Annotated in this window: 12 protein-coding genes; 7 read left to right on the forward strand and 5 right to left on the reverse strand. The window is 68.9% G+C overall.

The annotated features are described in order from the left end of the window. Both AB0J64_RS55030 and AB0J64_RS55035 read right to left on the reverse strand, forming a co-directional pair. A partial coding sequence (locus AB0J64_RS55030) for a hypothetical protein (RefSeq protein WP_364046210.1) occupies positions 1-297 on the reverse strand: 297 nt, incomplete at its 3' end. 6 nt (positions 298-303) lie between these two features. Further along, positions 304-669: a hypothetical protein gene (locus AB0J64_RS55035; protein ID WP_364046212.1), complete on the reverse strand. Its 366-nt coding sequence runs from the start codon at positions 667-669 to the stop codon at positions 304-306. Here AB0J64_RS55035 and AB0J64_RS55040 point away from each other — a divergent pair. The 7 genes from AB0J64_RS55040 to AB0J64_RS55070 all read left to right on the forward strand — a co-directional run bounded on the left by AB0J64_RS55040 (position 659) and on the right by AB0J64_RS55070 (position 6,489). After that, positions 659-2,044 carry a hypothetical protein gene (locus AB0J64_RS55040; RefSeq protein WP_364046214.1) on the forward strand — a complete coding sequence of 462 codons (1,386 nt, stop codon included), beginning with the start codon at positions 659-661 and terminating at the stop codon, positions 2,042-2,044. The two genes, AB0J64_RS55035 and AB0J64_RS55040, sit on opposite strands and share 11 nt — an antisense overlap. A 266-nt stretch (positions 2,045-2,310) precedes the next feature. Next, entirely contained in the window at positions 2,311-2,520 is a 210-nt protein-coding gene (locus tag AB0J64_RS55045; RefSeq protein ID WP_364046216.1) for a hypothetical protein, read from the forward strand. 345 nt (positions 2,521-2,865) lie between these two features. Next, positions 2,866-3,111, forward strand: a complete 246-nt coding sequence (locus AB0J64_RS55050; protein ID WP_364046218.1) for a hypothetical protein — start codon at positions 2,866-2,868, stop codon at positions 3,109-3,111. A 51-nt stretch (positions 3,112-3,162) separates the two neighbouring features. After that, the gene (locus AB0J64_RS55055; RefSeq protein ID WP_364046220.1) at positions 3,163-3,699 is read left to right on the forward strand and encodes a MauE/DoxX family redox-associated membrane protein; all 537 of its coding nucleotides are present in this window, start codon (positions 3,163-3,165) and stop codon (positions 3,697-3,699) included. Beyond that, positions 3,699-4,238 carry a TlpA disulfide reductase family protein gene (locus AB0J64_RS55060; protein WP_364046222.1) on the forward strand — a complete coding sequence of 180 codons (540 nt, stop codon included), beginning with the start codon at positions 3,699-3,701 and terminating at the stop codon, positions 4,236-4,238. The genes AB0J64_RS55055 and AB0J64_RS55060 overlap by 1 nt, the downstream gene beginning before the upstream one ends. Then, positions 4,235-6,070 carry an ABC transporter ATP-binding protein gene (locus AB0J64_RS55065; RefSeq protein ID WP_364046224.1) on the forward strand — a complete coding sequence of 612 codons (1,836 nt, stop codon included), beginning with the start codon at positions 4,235-4,237 and terminating at the stop codon, positions 6,068-6,070. Before AB0J64_RS55060 ends, AB0J64_RS55065 begins: the two co-directional genes overlap by 4 nt. Further along, positions 6,067-6,489, forward strand: coding sequence for a S26 family signal peptidase (locus AB0J64_RS55070; RefSeq protein WP_364046226.1), 423 nt, complete (start codon positions 6,067-6,069; stop codon positions 6,487-6,489). The genes AB0J64_RS55065 and AB0J64_RS55070 overlap by 4 nt, the downstream gene beginning before the upstream one ends. Before the next feature lie 57 nt (positions 6,490-6,546). On the opposite strand, the gene AB0J64_RS55075 is transcribed toward AB0J64_RS55070, so the two are convergent. The 3 genes from AB0J64_RS55075 to AB0J64_RS55085 all read right to left on the reverse strand — a co-directional run. Next, positions 6,547-9,351 carry a BTAD domain-containing putative transcriptional regulator gene (locus AB0J64_RS55075; protein WP_364046228.1) on the reverse strand — a complete coding sequence of 935 codons (2,805 nt, stop codon included), beginning with the start codon at positions 9,349-9,351 and terminating at the stop codon, positions 6,547-6,549. A gap of 306 nt (positions 9,352-9,657) precedes the next feature. Then, complete coding sequence (locus tag AB0J64_RS55080; RefSeq protein WP_364046230.1) at positions 9,658-12,891, reverse strand: DUF2961 domain-containing protein; 3,234 nt, start codon at positions 12,889-12,891, stop codon at positions 9,658-9,660. 41 nt (positions 12,892-12,932) lie between these two features. Then, positions 12,933-13,185: hypothetical protein (locus AB0J64_RS55085; RefSeq protein WP_364046232.1), on the reverse strand; the 253-nt coding region annotated here is incomplete at its 5' end.

A 13,185-nucleotide genomic window follows, 5' to 3' on the forward strand; every position in this document is an offset into this window, starting at 1 on the left:
GTGGTTGACATGGGTCACGTTGCCGGTGACCGGGACGTACACGGTGCTCGCCGACCCGTACGGGGCGGCCGTGGGCTCGATCTCCGCGGGGGTGACCGTGGGCGATGTCACCGGTTCTCTGAGCGTCGGTGGGGCGCCGGTGAAGCTGACCACGACCGGGCCGGGGCAGAATGCCACCTGGTCGTTCGCGGGGACGGCGGGGCAGCGGATCGCGTTCGTCCTGACGGACGGGTCGTTCGGCAGCGGCGGGTACGCGCGGGCGTCGGTGCGTAACCCGGATGGAACGGACCTGTTCAAGCCGGCCTACTGCCAGCCGTCGTGCGCGTTCGACACGGTCACGTTGCCGGTGACCGGGACGTACACGGTGCTCGCCGACCCGTACGGGGCGGCCGTGGGCTCGATCTCGGCCCAGCTCACCGAGGGCGACGTCACCGGGACGCTCACGCCGGGCGGCGCCGCGGTGAAGCTGACCACCACCGGGCCGGGGCAGAACCCGACCTGGTCGTTCCCCGGGAAGGCCGGGCAGCGGATCTCGGTCACGATCTCGGGTGGGACGTTCACCAGCGCGTCCGCGTCGGTGCGCGGACCGGACGGCTCGGTCCTCCTGCCGAAGACGTCCTGCTCCGCCTCCTGCTTCTTCGACGCGACCGTGCTGCCGGTGGACGGCACCTATCAGGTGGTGGCCGACCCGGCCGGCATCTACACCGGCTCGGCATCGGCCCAGGTGAACATCGTGGCGCAGGACGTGGCAGCGCAGGCCGCCATCGGGGGCGCGGCGTCCACGCTGACGACCACGATCGCCGGACAGCACGGCGTGTGGACGTTCACCGCGACCGCCGGCCAGCAGGTGTCGTTCAACTTCACCGGTTCGACGTTCACCTCAAGCTCGGACGTGAAGGTCAAGGTCAAGAAGCCGGACGGCACCGACCTGGTCGCCGACACCCGCTGCGGTGCCAACTGCCTGCTCGAGCCGACCGTGCTGCCGGTGGACGGCACCTACACGGTCGAGCTGAGCCCGCAGAACGCCAAGACGGGCTCGCTGACTCTGCAGCTCTACTCGGTCGCTCACCTGACCGGCACTGTCGCCGTGGGAGGCGCCGCTTCCAGCCTCACGACGACGACGCCGGGTCAGAACGGCAGCTGGTCGTTCTCGGGGACTGCGGGCCAGCTGGTCTCGTTCAATTTCACGGATGCGAATTTCGCCAGTTCGACTGGTGCTCGGGTGTCGGTGAAGAAGCCTGATGGCTCCGTGTTCGTGGCGGCGACTTATTGCGGTCGTAACTGCTTCTTGGAGCCGGTGGCTCTTCCGGTGTCGGGTACGTACAGGGTGGAGTTCGATCCGCAGGATGGGAATGTCGGAAAGCTGACCGCGCGCCTCTACTCGGTCGCTCACCTGACCGGCAGTGTCGCCGTGGGAGGCGCTGCCTCCAGCCTCACGACGACGACGCCGGGTCAGAACGGCACCTGGTCGTTCTCGGGGACTGCGGGCCAGTTCGTCTCGTTCAACTTCACCGACGCCAACTTCACCCTCACCACCGGTGCTCAGGTAACAGTGAAGAAGCCCGACGGCACCACCCTCATCGCCGGCACCTACTGCGGCCGCAACTGCTTCCTGGACCCGGTAACCCTCCCGGCCACCGGCACCTACACCGTCGAGTTCAACCCGCGAGAGGAACAGGTCGGCAAGCTGACCCTGCAGGCCTACTCGGTCACCGACCTCTCCCCGGCCTCCATCGTCATAGGCGGCGCCACCTCTACCCTGACCACCAAGACCCCAGGCCAGAACGGAACCTGGACCTTCAACGGCACCGCCAACCAGAAGGTCACCTTCGCCTTCACCAACGCCAGTTTCGCCAGCTCCATCGATGCCCGGGTCTCCGTGACGAAGCCCGACGGCACCGCGCTGGTATCCCCCACCTACTGTGGCCGCAACTGCACCATCTCCGCGACGACCCTGCCCACCACGGGCACCTACACCATCCTCTTCAACCCTCAGTCCGAAAAGACCGGCTCCCTGACCGTCAAAGTTGCACTAGGGGGCTAGAGCGTCGGTCATGTAACTCCCATCGTGGTACCTCTTCCTGATCGCGTCTTCGGTCGGGGTCAGGAAGAGGATCGGTGGATTCATATGTCCCCGGGCGGGGCAACCGGCCGCAGGATCGGCTTCGTTGATCATTCCGGGCATGTTCCGGATCTTGCCGGGCAGGCGCTTGGTCCTGATGGCCCAGACATCGCTGAGGCCCTGCAGGCGGCCATCCAGTGCGACTTCTGGGACCGTCCGAGTATTGGATCTCACGAGCGCCGGCATGGGTGACCGCTGATGAGGTCGGGCTCTTTGCCGGGCTGCTCAGGGAGATCGCTGTCGGCCGGACGACGTGGCACCAACTGTCCGTGAACCGCCGACCGGTACTGATCCGGCATCCGGCCCGTCCGGTCACCGTATCGCCAAGGGCCGCGGCGACCGACACGGCGGGCAACACCGTCGAGCAGACAGTCGTCAACGCTTATCGAAGCTACTGACACGGTCACGTTCGAACGCAACCTTACTCCGTGGCGCAGTTCAATTATCGCTTCGGCTTCCCCTGGTATTCCACCCCATCGAGCACGTCCGAGTTTTCTGCGAGATAACTCATACGCAGTGATCATCTACAGTTGTCACCCGGGTTGTGGCAGCCTGACCAGCGGCGCAACGAACTCACAATGAGGTCACGACGCCTGTGTGCGAGATTATGGGCGCAGCAAGACATCGACATCGCACCCCATGTCATGGCCGCCGAATGCCGGGCAACTCGCACCTGGCCGGAAGGATGAGTCCCGCAACAACTCCGTGCGAATGTCTGCACCGAAGAGCTCGACAACGATTCCGTGATCGACGAGAAAGAGGGCAGCAATACAATGATGACAAGAGTCAAAAGTGGGATCGGGCACCTCAGCGACCGAATGCTCGCGCGCATCGTCCCGCACAAGACCGCCGACGCGATCCAATGCCAGTTCGAGGTCTGCTGCGTGATCGGAGCGGACTGGAAGGCCTGGGTCGGAAATCGGCAGGTCGACCCGCTGCACGGCACCGGGTGCACCGCGTGCACCTCGAACTTCATCACCAGATGTTGATGACGCCGTGGTGCTCTCGCTAGACGCCGTCGCGGTGCCGGAAGTTGCGCCGTGACCTATCTGAGCTTCGCCGGCCACTGGTTGCTCGGAGTGGTCTTCGCGATCTCCGCGGTGAGCAAGTTGCGCGGCCGGGCGGCGTTCGCGGAGTTCGCCGCGAGCACGCGCGACTTGCTCCCGTCGCGGTGGCGCACGACGAGCGTGACAGTCAGCACCATCGTGGTCGTCCTGGAGGCGGCGGTTCCGGTGCTGCTCGCCGTTCCGGGGTTGCGCCCGGGCGGGCTCGGCCTGGCGATGACCCTGCTGGTCGCGTTCGGCGCCGCCATCGCGGCCGCGTTGCGCCGTGGTGAGCGCACCGCGTGCCGCTGCTTCGGGGCTTCGCGGGTGCCGCTCGGCAAGCGGCACCTGGTCCGCAACGGCCTGCTCGCGGCGGTGGCGGTGCTCGCGCTCGTCAGCGGGGACGTCCGCCCAGCCGACCCGGTCGGTCTGGCCGTCGCGGGCGCGGCGGCCGGCGTTCTCGCCCTGCTGGTGACCCGTTTCGACGACGTGATCGACCTGTTTGCTCCCCATTCCATGACAAGGCGGACCTGATGGTTGTACTGACCGCGGCGGTAATCCTGATCGGCGTGCTGTGCCTGCTGGACCTGCTGCTGACTTTCGGGGTGATCCGGCGGTTGCGGGACCACACCGAGACCCTGAGCAACCTCATGCGATACAGCGTCGAGAGCGGCGTCGCGACCGACATTCCCGTCGTCGGCGCGGCGGTCGGCGAGTTCACCGCCTCCACCGTGGACGGTGCCCCGGTGTCGGCCGACTCGCTCACCGGCACCACGGCGGTGGTGTTCCTGTCCTCGGAGTGCACGGCGTGCCGCGCCCAGCTGCCGAGCCTGGCGGCGTGGGCCGGCGAGCGCGACCGGGAGCGGGTGCTGGTCGTGATCGCCACGGCCGCTTCCGATGGCGCCGATCTCGTCGCGTCGTTGACGAACGTGGCCAGGGTGGTACGGGATCCGGCCGATGGACCGGTGTGCAAAGCGTTCGGGGTGAGCGCGTTCCCCGCGGCTTGCGTGGTCGCCGACGGCCAGGTGATCGCGGCGGCGCCGGACTTCTCCCGCCTGCCGGCACTGGTGTGAGCACCGCGTCCCGGATGGCCGCGCTGATCTGGCGGTCGGCCCCGCTGCACATCGTCGCGTACCTGGCGGTGACCGTGGCGAGCGGGCTCACCTCCGTCATCGTGGCCTGGATGACGAGGTCGGCGCTGGACCAACTAGTGTCGCGCGGTCCGCTCGGCGTACTCGTCGGACTGGCCAGTGGCATCGCGGTGTGGGGGATGGTCGGCGCGCTCACCCCCCGGCTCGGCCAGTACCTGCACGCGGAGCTCGACCGCCGGGTCGGGCTCCGCGCCAAGGACACGCTGTATGCCGCCGTCGGCCGGTTCGGCGGCATCGGGCGGTTCGAGGATCCGACGTTCCTGGACCGGCTGCGGATGGCCGACATGAGCGCGACGAGTTCGGGCCAGTTGGTCGACGCGACGTTCCTCGTCGTCCGGAGCGTGTTGACGCTGCTGGGTTTCCTCGGTTCGCTCGCCGTCATCAGCCCGTGGTTCACCGCGGTGGTGCTGGCCGCGACCGTGCCGGCCTTCATCGTCGAGCTGCGGCTGGTCCGGCAACGTACCGCGATGATGTGGGACATCAGCCCGATGCAGCGCCGTGAACTGTTCTACGCGGGGCTGCTCGGCACCGTACAGGCCGCCAAGGAGATCCGGCTGCTGGGACTTGGCGCCTTTCTGCGCGAGCGGATGCTCGACGAGGTGCGGCGAGGCAATGCCGTCCGCCGCCGGATGGACCGCGGCGAACTGCTGCGGCAAGGTGGATTGATCGCGCTCGCCGGCCTCGTCGCCGGCGGCGGCCTGGTCTGGGTGATCATGTCCGCCGGGCGGGGCGCGCTGTCCGTCGGTGACGTCTCGATGTTCGTCGCGGCCACCGCCGGGGTACAGGCGGCAGCGGCCGGACTGGTCGGTGCGATCGCTCAGCTGCGTCAGCAGATGCTCCTGCTCCGGCACTACCACGCGGTGGTGACTGCCGAGCCTGACCTGCGGATCCCGGCGCACCCTCGCGAGTTGCCGACGCTGCGCCGTGGGATCGAGCTGCGCGACGTGTGGTTCCGCTACTCCGACGAGCATCCGTGGGTCCTGCGCGGGGTGAACCTGTTCTTGCCCCACGGGGTGACGGTCGCGCTGGTGGGACGCAACGGCGGCGGCAAGAGCACGATCGTGAAGCTGCTGTGCCGCTTCTACGACCCGACCCGCGGCGAGATCCGGTGGGACGGCGTGGACATCCGCGACGTGCCGGTCGACCAACTGCGCGCCCGGCTGGGGGCGGTGTTCCAGGACTTCATGGCCTACGAGTTCAGCGCGGCCGACAACATCGCGGTCGGCGACCTGCCCGCGCTCGACGACCACGATCGGATCGAGCTTGCCGCTCGGGAGGCGGGGGTGCACGACACCCTCGCCGCGCTGCCCCGCGGCTACGACACTCTGCTGACCAGAGCATTCCGCGGTCAAGCCGAATCAGGCGAACCGCAAGCCGGAGTGGCGCTCTCCGGCGGACAGTGGCAGCGCGTGGCACTGGCCAGAGCCTTTCTGAGAAGGGATCGCGATCTGGTGATCCTGGACGAGCCGAGTGCCGGCCTGGACGCCGAGGCCGAGCATGAGATCCACACCCGGCTTCGGGAGCTGCGGGCGGGCCGCACGAGCCTGCTGATCTCCCACCGCCTCGGCACCATCCGGGACGCGGGCCACATCGCCGTACTCGCCGACGGGGTCATCATCGAACAGGGCACTCACAGCGACCTCATCGCGGCCGACGGCGCCTACGCCCACCTGTTCACCCTCCAAGCCGCCAGCTATGCCGGCGCAGCCGAGCCATCGCCTGAAGCCGGATACACCACAACGGGCCAGCCATGATCGCCGTCGCCCTGGCCGTGCTCCTCTGCCTGCTGCTCGCAGCCGGGGCCTTCTGGTTGCGCCGACGGTACGCGGTGATCACAGTACGCGGCGAGAGCATGCTGCCCACCTACCGCCATGGAGAACGCCTGTTGCTGCGCCGGCACACCCCGGTACGCGCCGGACAGTGCGTGGTGTTCGCCGACCAGCCCGTGACGCCCGGGCACCCGGGAGGGTGGATCCTCAAGCGAGTCATCGCGGTGGCGGGCGATCCGGTGCCCCGGGATCGCGCACCCGCCCTGGAACAGGTACGCGAGGAACACGTGCCACCTGGGCACATGGTCGTGCTGGGCGACAACGCGGCCAGCTCCACCGACTCCCGGCAGTTGGGCTACATCGCCTGCGATCGCGTGTTCGGCATCGTGTCGCGGCGGCTCTGATACCGGCCGCATCCTCTCGATCCGTTCAGTGAGCGCGGCGTTGCGGGTTCGCAGGCGCTATCTCCCCGCACGGTCGTGGATCTTGGCTCGGATCCGGTCGGCGTCGGCGTGGCCCAGCTGTTCGAAGATCTCCAGCGCGCGCCGCCAGGCCTGGTCGGCCAGTAGGTCGTGGGAGGCGGCGTGGTGGGCGTCGCCGAGGCGGACGAGGGTGGCGGCCTCGTTGTAGCGGTCGGCGACCTCGCGGAACAGGTTCAGGGCCTGTTCGTAGCAGGCGGCGGCCTGGGCGTGGTGGCCGAGGTGCAGGTGCGCGTGCCCGAGGCTGTCCCAGGTGGTCGCCTGACCATGCTGGTGGCCGAGTTCGCGGTGCAGGTCGAGGGCCTGCTCGCAGTGGATCAGGGCCTGGTCGTGGTCGCCGAGCAGGGTGTGGTACCAGCCGATCGCGTTGAGCGCGTGCGCGAGCCCGGCGCGGTGGTCGGCCTGCTGGTAGAGGTCGCGGGCCTGTTCGGCGTGGCCGAGCGCCTCTCGATAGGCGTGGTGGCTCTCCAGGAGCGAGGCGACCGCGCGGTGGGCGTTGGCCAGGCCGGCCCGGTCGCCGAGCATGGTGAAAAGCTTGAGCGTCTGCTCCACGTGGAAGCGGACGTCGTCCTCGCGGCCGAGCCGGGTGTAGGCCCGTACGAGCCCGCCGTGGGCGTGGGCCTGGCCGAGCCGGTCGCCGAGCCGCCGCGCGGCGGCCAGCGCGGTCTGCTGGGTGGCCAGGAGGTCCTGCCAGTGTCCCTGGTGGTCGAAATAGGTGACCAAGGCCCAGGCCAGCTGCCAGGTGAGGGTGCCGAATCCCAGGTCGGCGGCCTGGCGTACGGACGCGATCAGCACGGCGTGCTCGGCGGTGAACCAGGCCATCGCCTGGTGCGGGTCCGTCAGGACCCCCGGCCGCACGCCCGCACACGGCGCCGACAGGGTGATCGGGTGGCGGAACGGATAGAGCAGCAGCATGGCGGCGTGCGCGGTGTGCAGGTAGTGATCCAGTACGCGCTGCGACGCGGCACGCCTGTCGGCCTCCGTATCGTACGTGAGCGCCTGCTCTGCGGCGTAGGCGCGCAGCAGGTCATGGAAGGTGTACCGGCCTGGGCGGTGCTCGATGAGCAGGTGCGCCCGCGTCAGTTCGGCCAGGAACCGTCGCGCCTGAGCGCGGTCCAAGGCGGCCATGCTGGCCGCCGCTTCCTCGTCGGCGTCCGGACCGGAGTGAATGCCCAGTAATCGAAAGAGCCGGGCCGCCGGCGCCGACAGGGTGCGGTAGGACCAGGAGAAGACCGCTTTGAGGTCTGCGGCCGGTTCGCCCGCGTTCAGGGCGTCCAGCCGGACGGAGTCCCTGCCGAGGTTCTCGGCCAGGCTCCGCAGCGGGAAGTCGGGGCGGACCATGGCGCGGGCGGCGATGATGCTCAGTGCCAGTGGCAGCCCCGCGCACAGCTCCAGCAGATCGGCCACCGCCGCGGGCTCGGCCGCCGCTCGTCGGCTGCCCATGTGATGGGTGAAGAGCCGGCGCGCCTCGGCCTGGTCGAGAGGGGGCAACGTGATCGGGCAGGCGCCGTAGCCGGTCATCAGGCCGGCCAACTCGTTCCGGCTGGTCACCACGACGAAGCAGGATGGGCTGCCGGGGAGCAAGGACGTCACTTGCGTGGTGTCGCGGGCGTTGTCCAGAAGAATCAGCATGCGCTTGCCGGAGACCAGGCTGCGATACAGCGCGACCTGGGCGTCCAGCGTTGGAGGGATCGTCGCCGGATCGACGGCGAGGGCGGCCAGCAGGGTTCGTACCGCCGCCGCCGGGGACATCGGCTCGCCGGAGGGGTCGAAGCCGTGCAGGTTCACGTACAACTGCCCGTCCGGGAATGCGTCCGGGTTGCGGTGCGCCCAGTGCAGGGCAAGCCAGGTCTTGCCGATGCCGCCGCAGCCGCCGATCGCGACGATCCGCACCGTGCTGGTGGTCAGCTGTACGTTCAGCGCGTCGTCGATCCCGGCCAGCTCCCGGGCACGGCCCACGAAGAACGGCGGGGCCGCCGGCAATGTCCGCGGCACCAGAGCGGCATCGACCGCCACAAGCGATGCGCGCGCTGCGTCTGCCGCCACTGGGGTGAGCGCGGGATCGGCGGCGAGGATCTGCTGATGGAGCCGCTGAAGGGCCATGCCGGGATCGGCACCCAACGTCTCGACCAACCCGTGCCGAATCTGCGCGTAGCACTCCAAAGCATCGGATTGGCGGCCACTCCGGTACAGCGCGATCATGAGCTGGCCTGCCAGCCGCTCGTCCAGCGGATGTACGGCCGCCAGCGCCGTGAGGTCCGCGAGCAAGGTGGCGTCCTCCCCGCGCCGCAGCCGGATGTCCTGATAATCGAGCTGCGCGGCGAAGCGCTCGGCCTCAAGGGTGTGCCGCTGTGCCGTCAACCACGGGGTCTCCAGATCGGCGAACGCCTCACCATGCCACAACGCCAGCGCCCGTTCGTACAACGCCACTTGCTCCGCGCCGTCCTGGCCGCCACGCGCCTGCGCCAGCAGGCGGCGGAACAGATGCAGATCCACAGCCGTCTCGTCGATCTCGAGGAGATAGCCGCCGGAACGGCGCCCGATGTTCCACTCCTCGGCCACCGGGACCGCGGCTCGCAACCGCGACAGGTAACTACGTAACGTACCCGCGGCCTGGGGTGGCGGGTCACCCCAGACCCGTTCGGCGAGTTGTCTCATGGAGACCGGGTGATTCGCCTCCGCGAGCAGCACCGCCAGCACGTAGCGCTGCCGTGCCGGTCCGACGTCGACCGGCCTGCCGTCGAGCCGGGCGCATACCTCGCCCAGCAGGCGGAACTCGACTCGCATCGCCCCTCCTTCTGCCCCCGTCCTGGCGATCGCCCAGGGGCGGGCCGGTTTCGTCATCCCGCGTCCGGGCCGTAGCGCCACGAGCGGGAAACCACTCGATAGCTGAGAGAGCTATTGACCGCGGCGTTGACTCTACAAAGGAGGATCCAATTTGCCCGATACTTATACAAATTTTAAATCGACCGCGGTGCCTCAGCGCGGTGGGGAACTGCCCAGGCCGAACCGGGGCGTGCGCCGGATGGACGGGTGATCTGTCCGGTTGGAGCAGTCGTCGAGATCACCCGCCCATCCAAGGGGCCCGGATCGTCAGTTCATGAGCTGGCTGGGCCGGGGCCACTCCGTACCAATGGCGAAGTTGTCATGCCATTTCGCCACCGCCGGCAGGAAACGGCCGCCGTCGGACGTCGTCACGAACACGTCACCGGCGGCACCCCTGGTGTACGACACCACGTCCGCCTTGCCGTCCCCGTTGAAGTCGCCCACGCCCGGCACCTGATCGCCGCCCGCGACACCGTCATGCCACTTCCAGGCGTTCTGGACGAACCTCCCACCATCGGACAGCGAGACGAACACGTCGGCGGCGCTCCCACCGGTGAACGTGGCGATGTCGTCGCGCCCGTCCCCGTCGAAGTCGCCCACGGCGGGGGTCTCGTTCCCGACGGCGAAGCTCTGGTGCCACAGCCAGCCGTCCTCACGGAAGAGGCTGCCGCTGGACAGCGCCACGAACACGTCGGCCTGGGCGCCGCGCGTGAAGGTGACGATGTCGTCGCGGCCGTCGCCGTCGAAGTCCCCGACCTCGGGGATCTCGGTGCCGGCGGCGAAATGGTCGTGCCATTTGCGGGAGCCCGCGAAGCCGGAGCCCGTGGACAGCGCCACCCACACGTCCGCCGCGTCGCCCCGGGTGAAGGTGGCGATGTCATCCTTGCCGTCGCCGTCGAAGTCGCCGACGGCCGGGATCTCGGTGCCGGCCGCGAAGTAGTCGTGCCACTTCACGCCCGCGCCGTACGAGGTGCCGGTGGACAGGGACACGTACACGTCGGCGGCCGAGCCCCGGGTGAAGGTGGCGATGTCGTCCTTGCCGTCGCCGTCGAAGTCCCCGGTCAGTGGGATCTCCTCGTTGGCGGCGAACCAGTCGTTCCACTTCCACCCGTTCTGCTGGAACTTCGCGCCGTCGGACGTCGAGACGTACACGTCGGCGGCCGAGCCCCGGGTGAACGTGACGGCGTCGTCCTTGCCGTCGTTGTCGACGTCCGTACGGGTCGGCTGCCCGGTGCGCCCGGAGACCGTGCCGACGTCCGCCGTACGCCCTGACAGGTCCACGGCCGAGACCCGGAAGTACCAGGCCTGGCCGGCGGGCAGCGTACGAAGAGTGAAGCCGAGGCCGCGGGTGGTGCCGAGCAGCGTGTTCTGGTCGCCCGGCGACGTGGACCCGTACACCCGGTAGTCGCGGATCCCGAGATCGTCGTCCGGCTCCCGCCACGTCAGGCGGAGGGCGTGGTCCGTGCCGCCGACCAGGGATGGGCCGGTAGACGACGACGGGGCCCGGGCGTCGACGTGCTGGGCCGGGATCAGACTGTCGGCGGTGTACCGGCCGGCCGTCCACGGCGGCGAACCGGACACCGGGCGTAGTTCCACCCGGATCGTGCTCTTGTCGACGGTCGCGCTCGCGGGCAGTGCGAACGTGTCGCTCAGCCAGCGATGCATGTCGTTCGCAAGGGGCTGCTGCCACAGGCCGACATCCACGCCGTCGACCAGCACCCGGGCCGCCTGGTAGCCGCCCGCCTGGTCGGACGTGCGGCGCAGGAGCACGCCGTTGTTGTCGGCGTCGACGGCCAGCAGAAACGACAGCGTGCTCGCGGTGGAGCGGGTCGCATCCCGTACGAGCTGGTCGTCCTCGTCCCCTTCGTACGCGGAGGTAAGCGTGGCCTGAGTCGCCGCGCCGTTCTCCTTGTACTCGTGGTTGGCCCTGCTCGTGGCGTCGCCCAGGTCGAGGACGCTGGTGCGGTGAGTCCCGAAGTACGGCTGCGCGTACAGGAACGCGGTAGAGCCGTACAGCGCGGGGACGTCGTTCATCATTCCGTGCTCGATGCCGAATCTGATCGCGGTGTTGAACTCGACCGCGTCGGACAGCATCAGCCGGTAGGCGGCATCGCATTCGCCGGTGCAGCCGCCGCCGTTCTTCTCGTGCGCCGGATTGCCGGTCAGCGGGTTGCTGAAGGTACCCCGGTTGAAGTACCAGCCGGACTCGTAGAAGTCCTCGGTGCCCGTGCCGTGGAGGCGCGGGCTCAGGGTGCCGTCGACGTGGACGCGTTCGTCTCCTTCCAGGTAGCCGCGCGTGGAACCGCTCGGGAGCCGGCTCTGCATGGTGTGCGAGACACCGAGGAACTTGCCGCGCCCGGTACGGTCGGCGAAGAGCCAGTCGGCGTTGGGCACGGTGTCGCCGCGGCGCGACTCGGTGCTGAAATATCCAGCTTCTCCGCCCGGTGCGAGCGCATCCGCCCAGGACGGGTCGGGGGCGGAGGTGACCTGCGCCTCGACGTTGCTCAGCGTCACGCCCGTGGTGTTGGCCAGGCTTACTTTCGCCTCGCTGCGGTACGGCATCGGCCACCAGGTCGTGTACCAGCCGCCCGCCGCCGCGTCCATCGCGAACAGCAGCGACCGTACCGAGCTCTCGCCGAGCCCGCCGCCGAAGAACTCGCCGATCGGCGAGTCCACGGTGGTACGCCCGTCGAACTCGACGCGCAGCCGCAGGCCGGCGAGCGCGGCGTCATTGGCTTGGGCGTCGGGGACGCGCAGGCGCAGCGCGCTGATGCTGCCCGGCCCGGCCAGCCGGGCCAGCTCCAGCTGCTGGCCCGCCGTCAGCGTGACCTTCGTGCTTGTGGTGGCCGCGCCCTGCTGCGCGGGCTTCGGGTCCTTGGTGCCGGACGCCTTGAGCAGGTCGACGACGTCGGTGACGTTCTCGTTCGGGTCGAAGCGCTTGACGCCTTCGGCGTCCGGGAAGTGCCGGTAGGTGACGTGGTAGAAGAGCGGGTTGTTGCGCGTGGTGATCCGCATGGACTCCCGGTACGGCATCGGCACCTTGATGTAGACGCCGCCCGAGCTCTGGTCGGCGTTGGCGACCAGCGGATACCGGAACGGCCCGCCGGCCTGGCCGTTGACCAGGGCTTGCAGGGAGGTGTTGACGACGACAGCACCGTCCAGCTCGATCGTGATGGTGCCGGTCGCCGATACGTCGCCGTTGTCGCGGGTGAACCAGATCGACGACACCTCACCGGGACCGCTGTCCTCGGCCAGCACACATCCCGAGGAGGTGGTGCGCAGGCAGGAGTACTGGCCGTCGAAGCCGTCCTGGTTGTTGCCGCCGGTTCGGTCGAAGCTTGAGAACTGGCGGGTCTGCGTGCCGGGGCTGAGGTACGGGAGCCGGTCCAGCCTCCGGAAGACGTCCCAGCCGATCGGGCCCTTGTCCGCGGCTCGGATTGTTGATCCGGCTTGGCCTGGTGTCGCGATGAGCAGCGCCATGAGCGTGCCCAAAAGTAACACCAGCGCTCTGTAGCGTGGTTGTGTGGTCAAGGTCGCCTCGCCTAGAGAGTGGTTTCGCCGGGGAGGCCGAAGAAGTCGTGCCATTTGGCGCCGGTGGCGAAGGCGGAGCCGTTGGACAGGCCGACGTAGACGTCGTTGGTGTTGCCGAGGGTGAAGGTGATGGCGTCGTCTTTGCCGTCGCCGTTGTAGTCGCCGGTGTAGGGGAATTCGCCGGGGAGGGTGAAGTGGTCGTTCCACTTGATCGAGGTGCCGGTGAAGACGCTGCCGTTGGACAGGGCTACGTAGGCGTCGGCG

It is taken from the genome of Nonomuraea sp. NPDC049695, assembly GCF_040674955.1.
In the GTDB taxonomy this organism is placed as follows: Bacteria; Actinomycetota; Actinomycetes; order Streptosporangiales; family Streptosporangiaceae; genus Nonomuraea; species Nonomuraea helvata.

Excerpts from the sequence above, each read along its gene's own strand:
- AB0J64_RS55060 (WP_364046222.1), top strand. The coding sequence starts at position 3,699 with ATGGTTGTACTGACCGCGGCGGTAATCCTGATCGGCGTGCTGTGCCTG.
- AB0J64_RS55070 (WP_364046226.1), top strand. The coding sequence starts at position 6,067 with ATGATCGCCGTCGCCCTGGCCGTGCTCCTCTGCCTGCTGCTCGCAGCC.
- AB0J64_RS55075 (WP_364046228.1), bottom strand. The coding sequence starts at position 9,351 with ATGCGAGTCGAGTTCCGCCTGCTGGGCGAGGTATGCGCCCGGCTCGAC.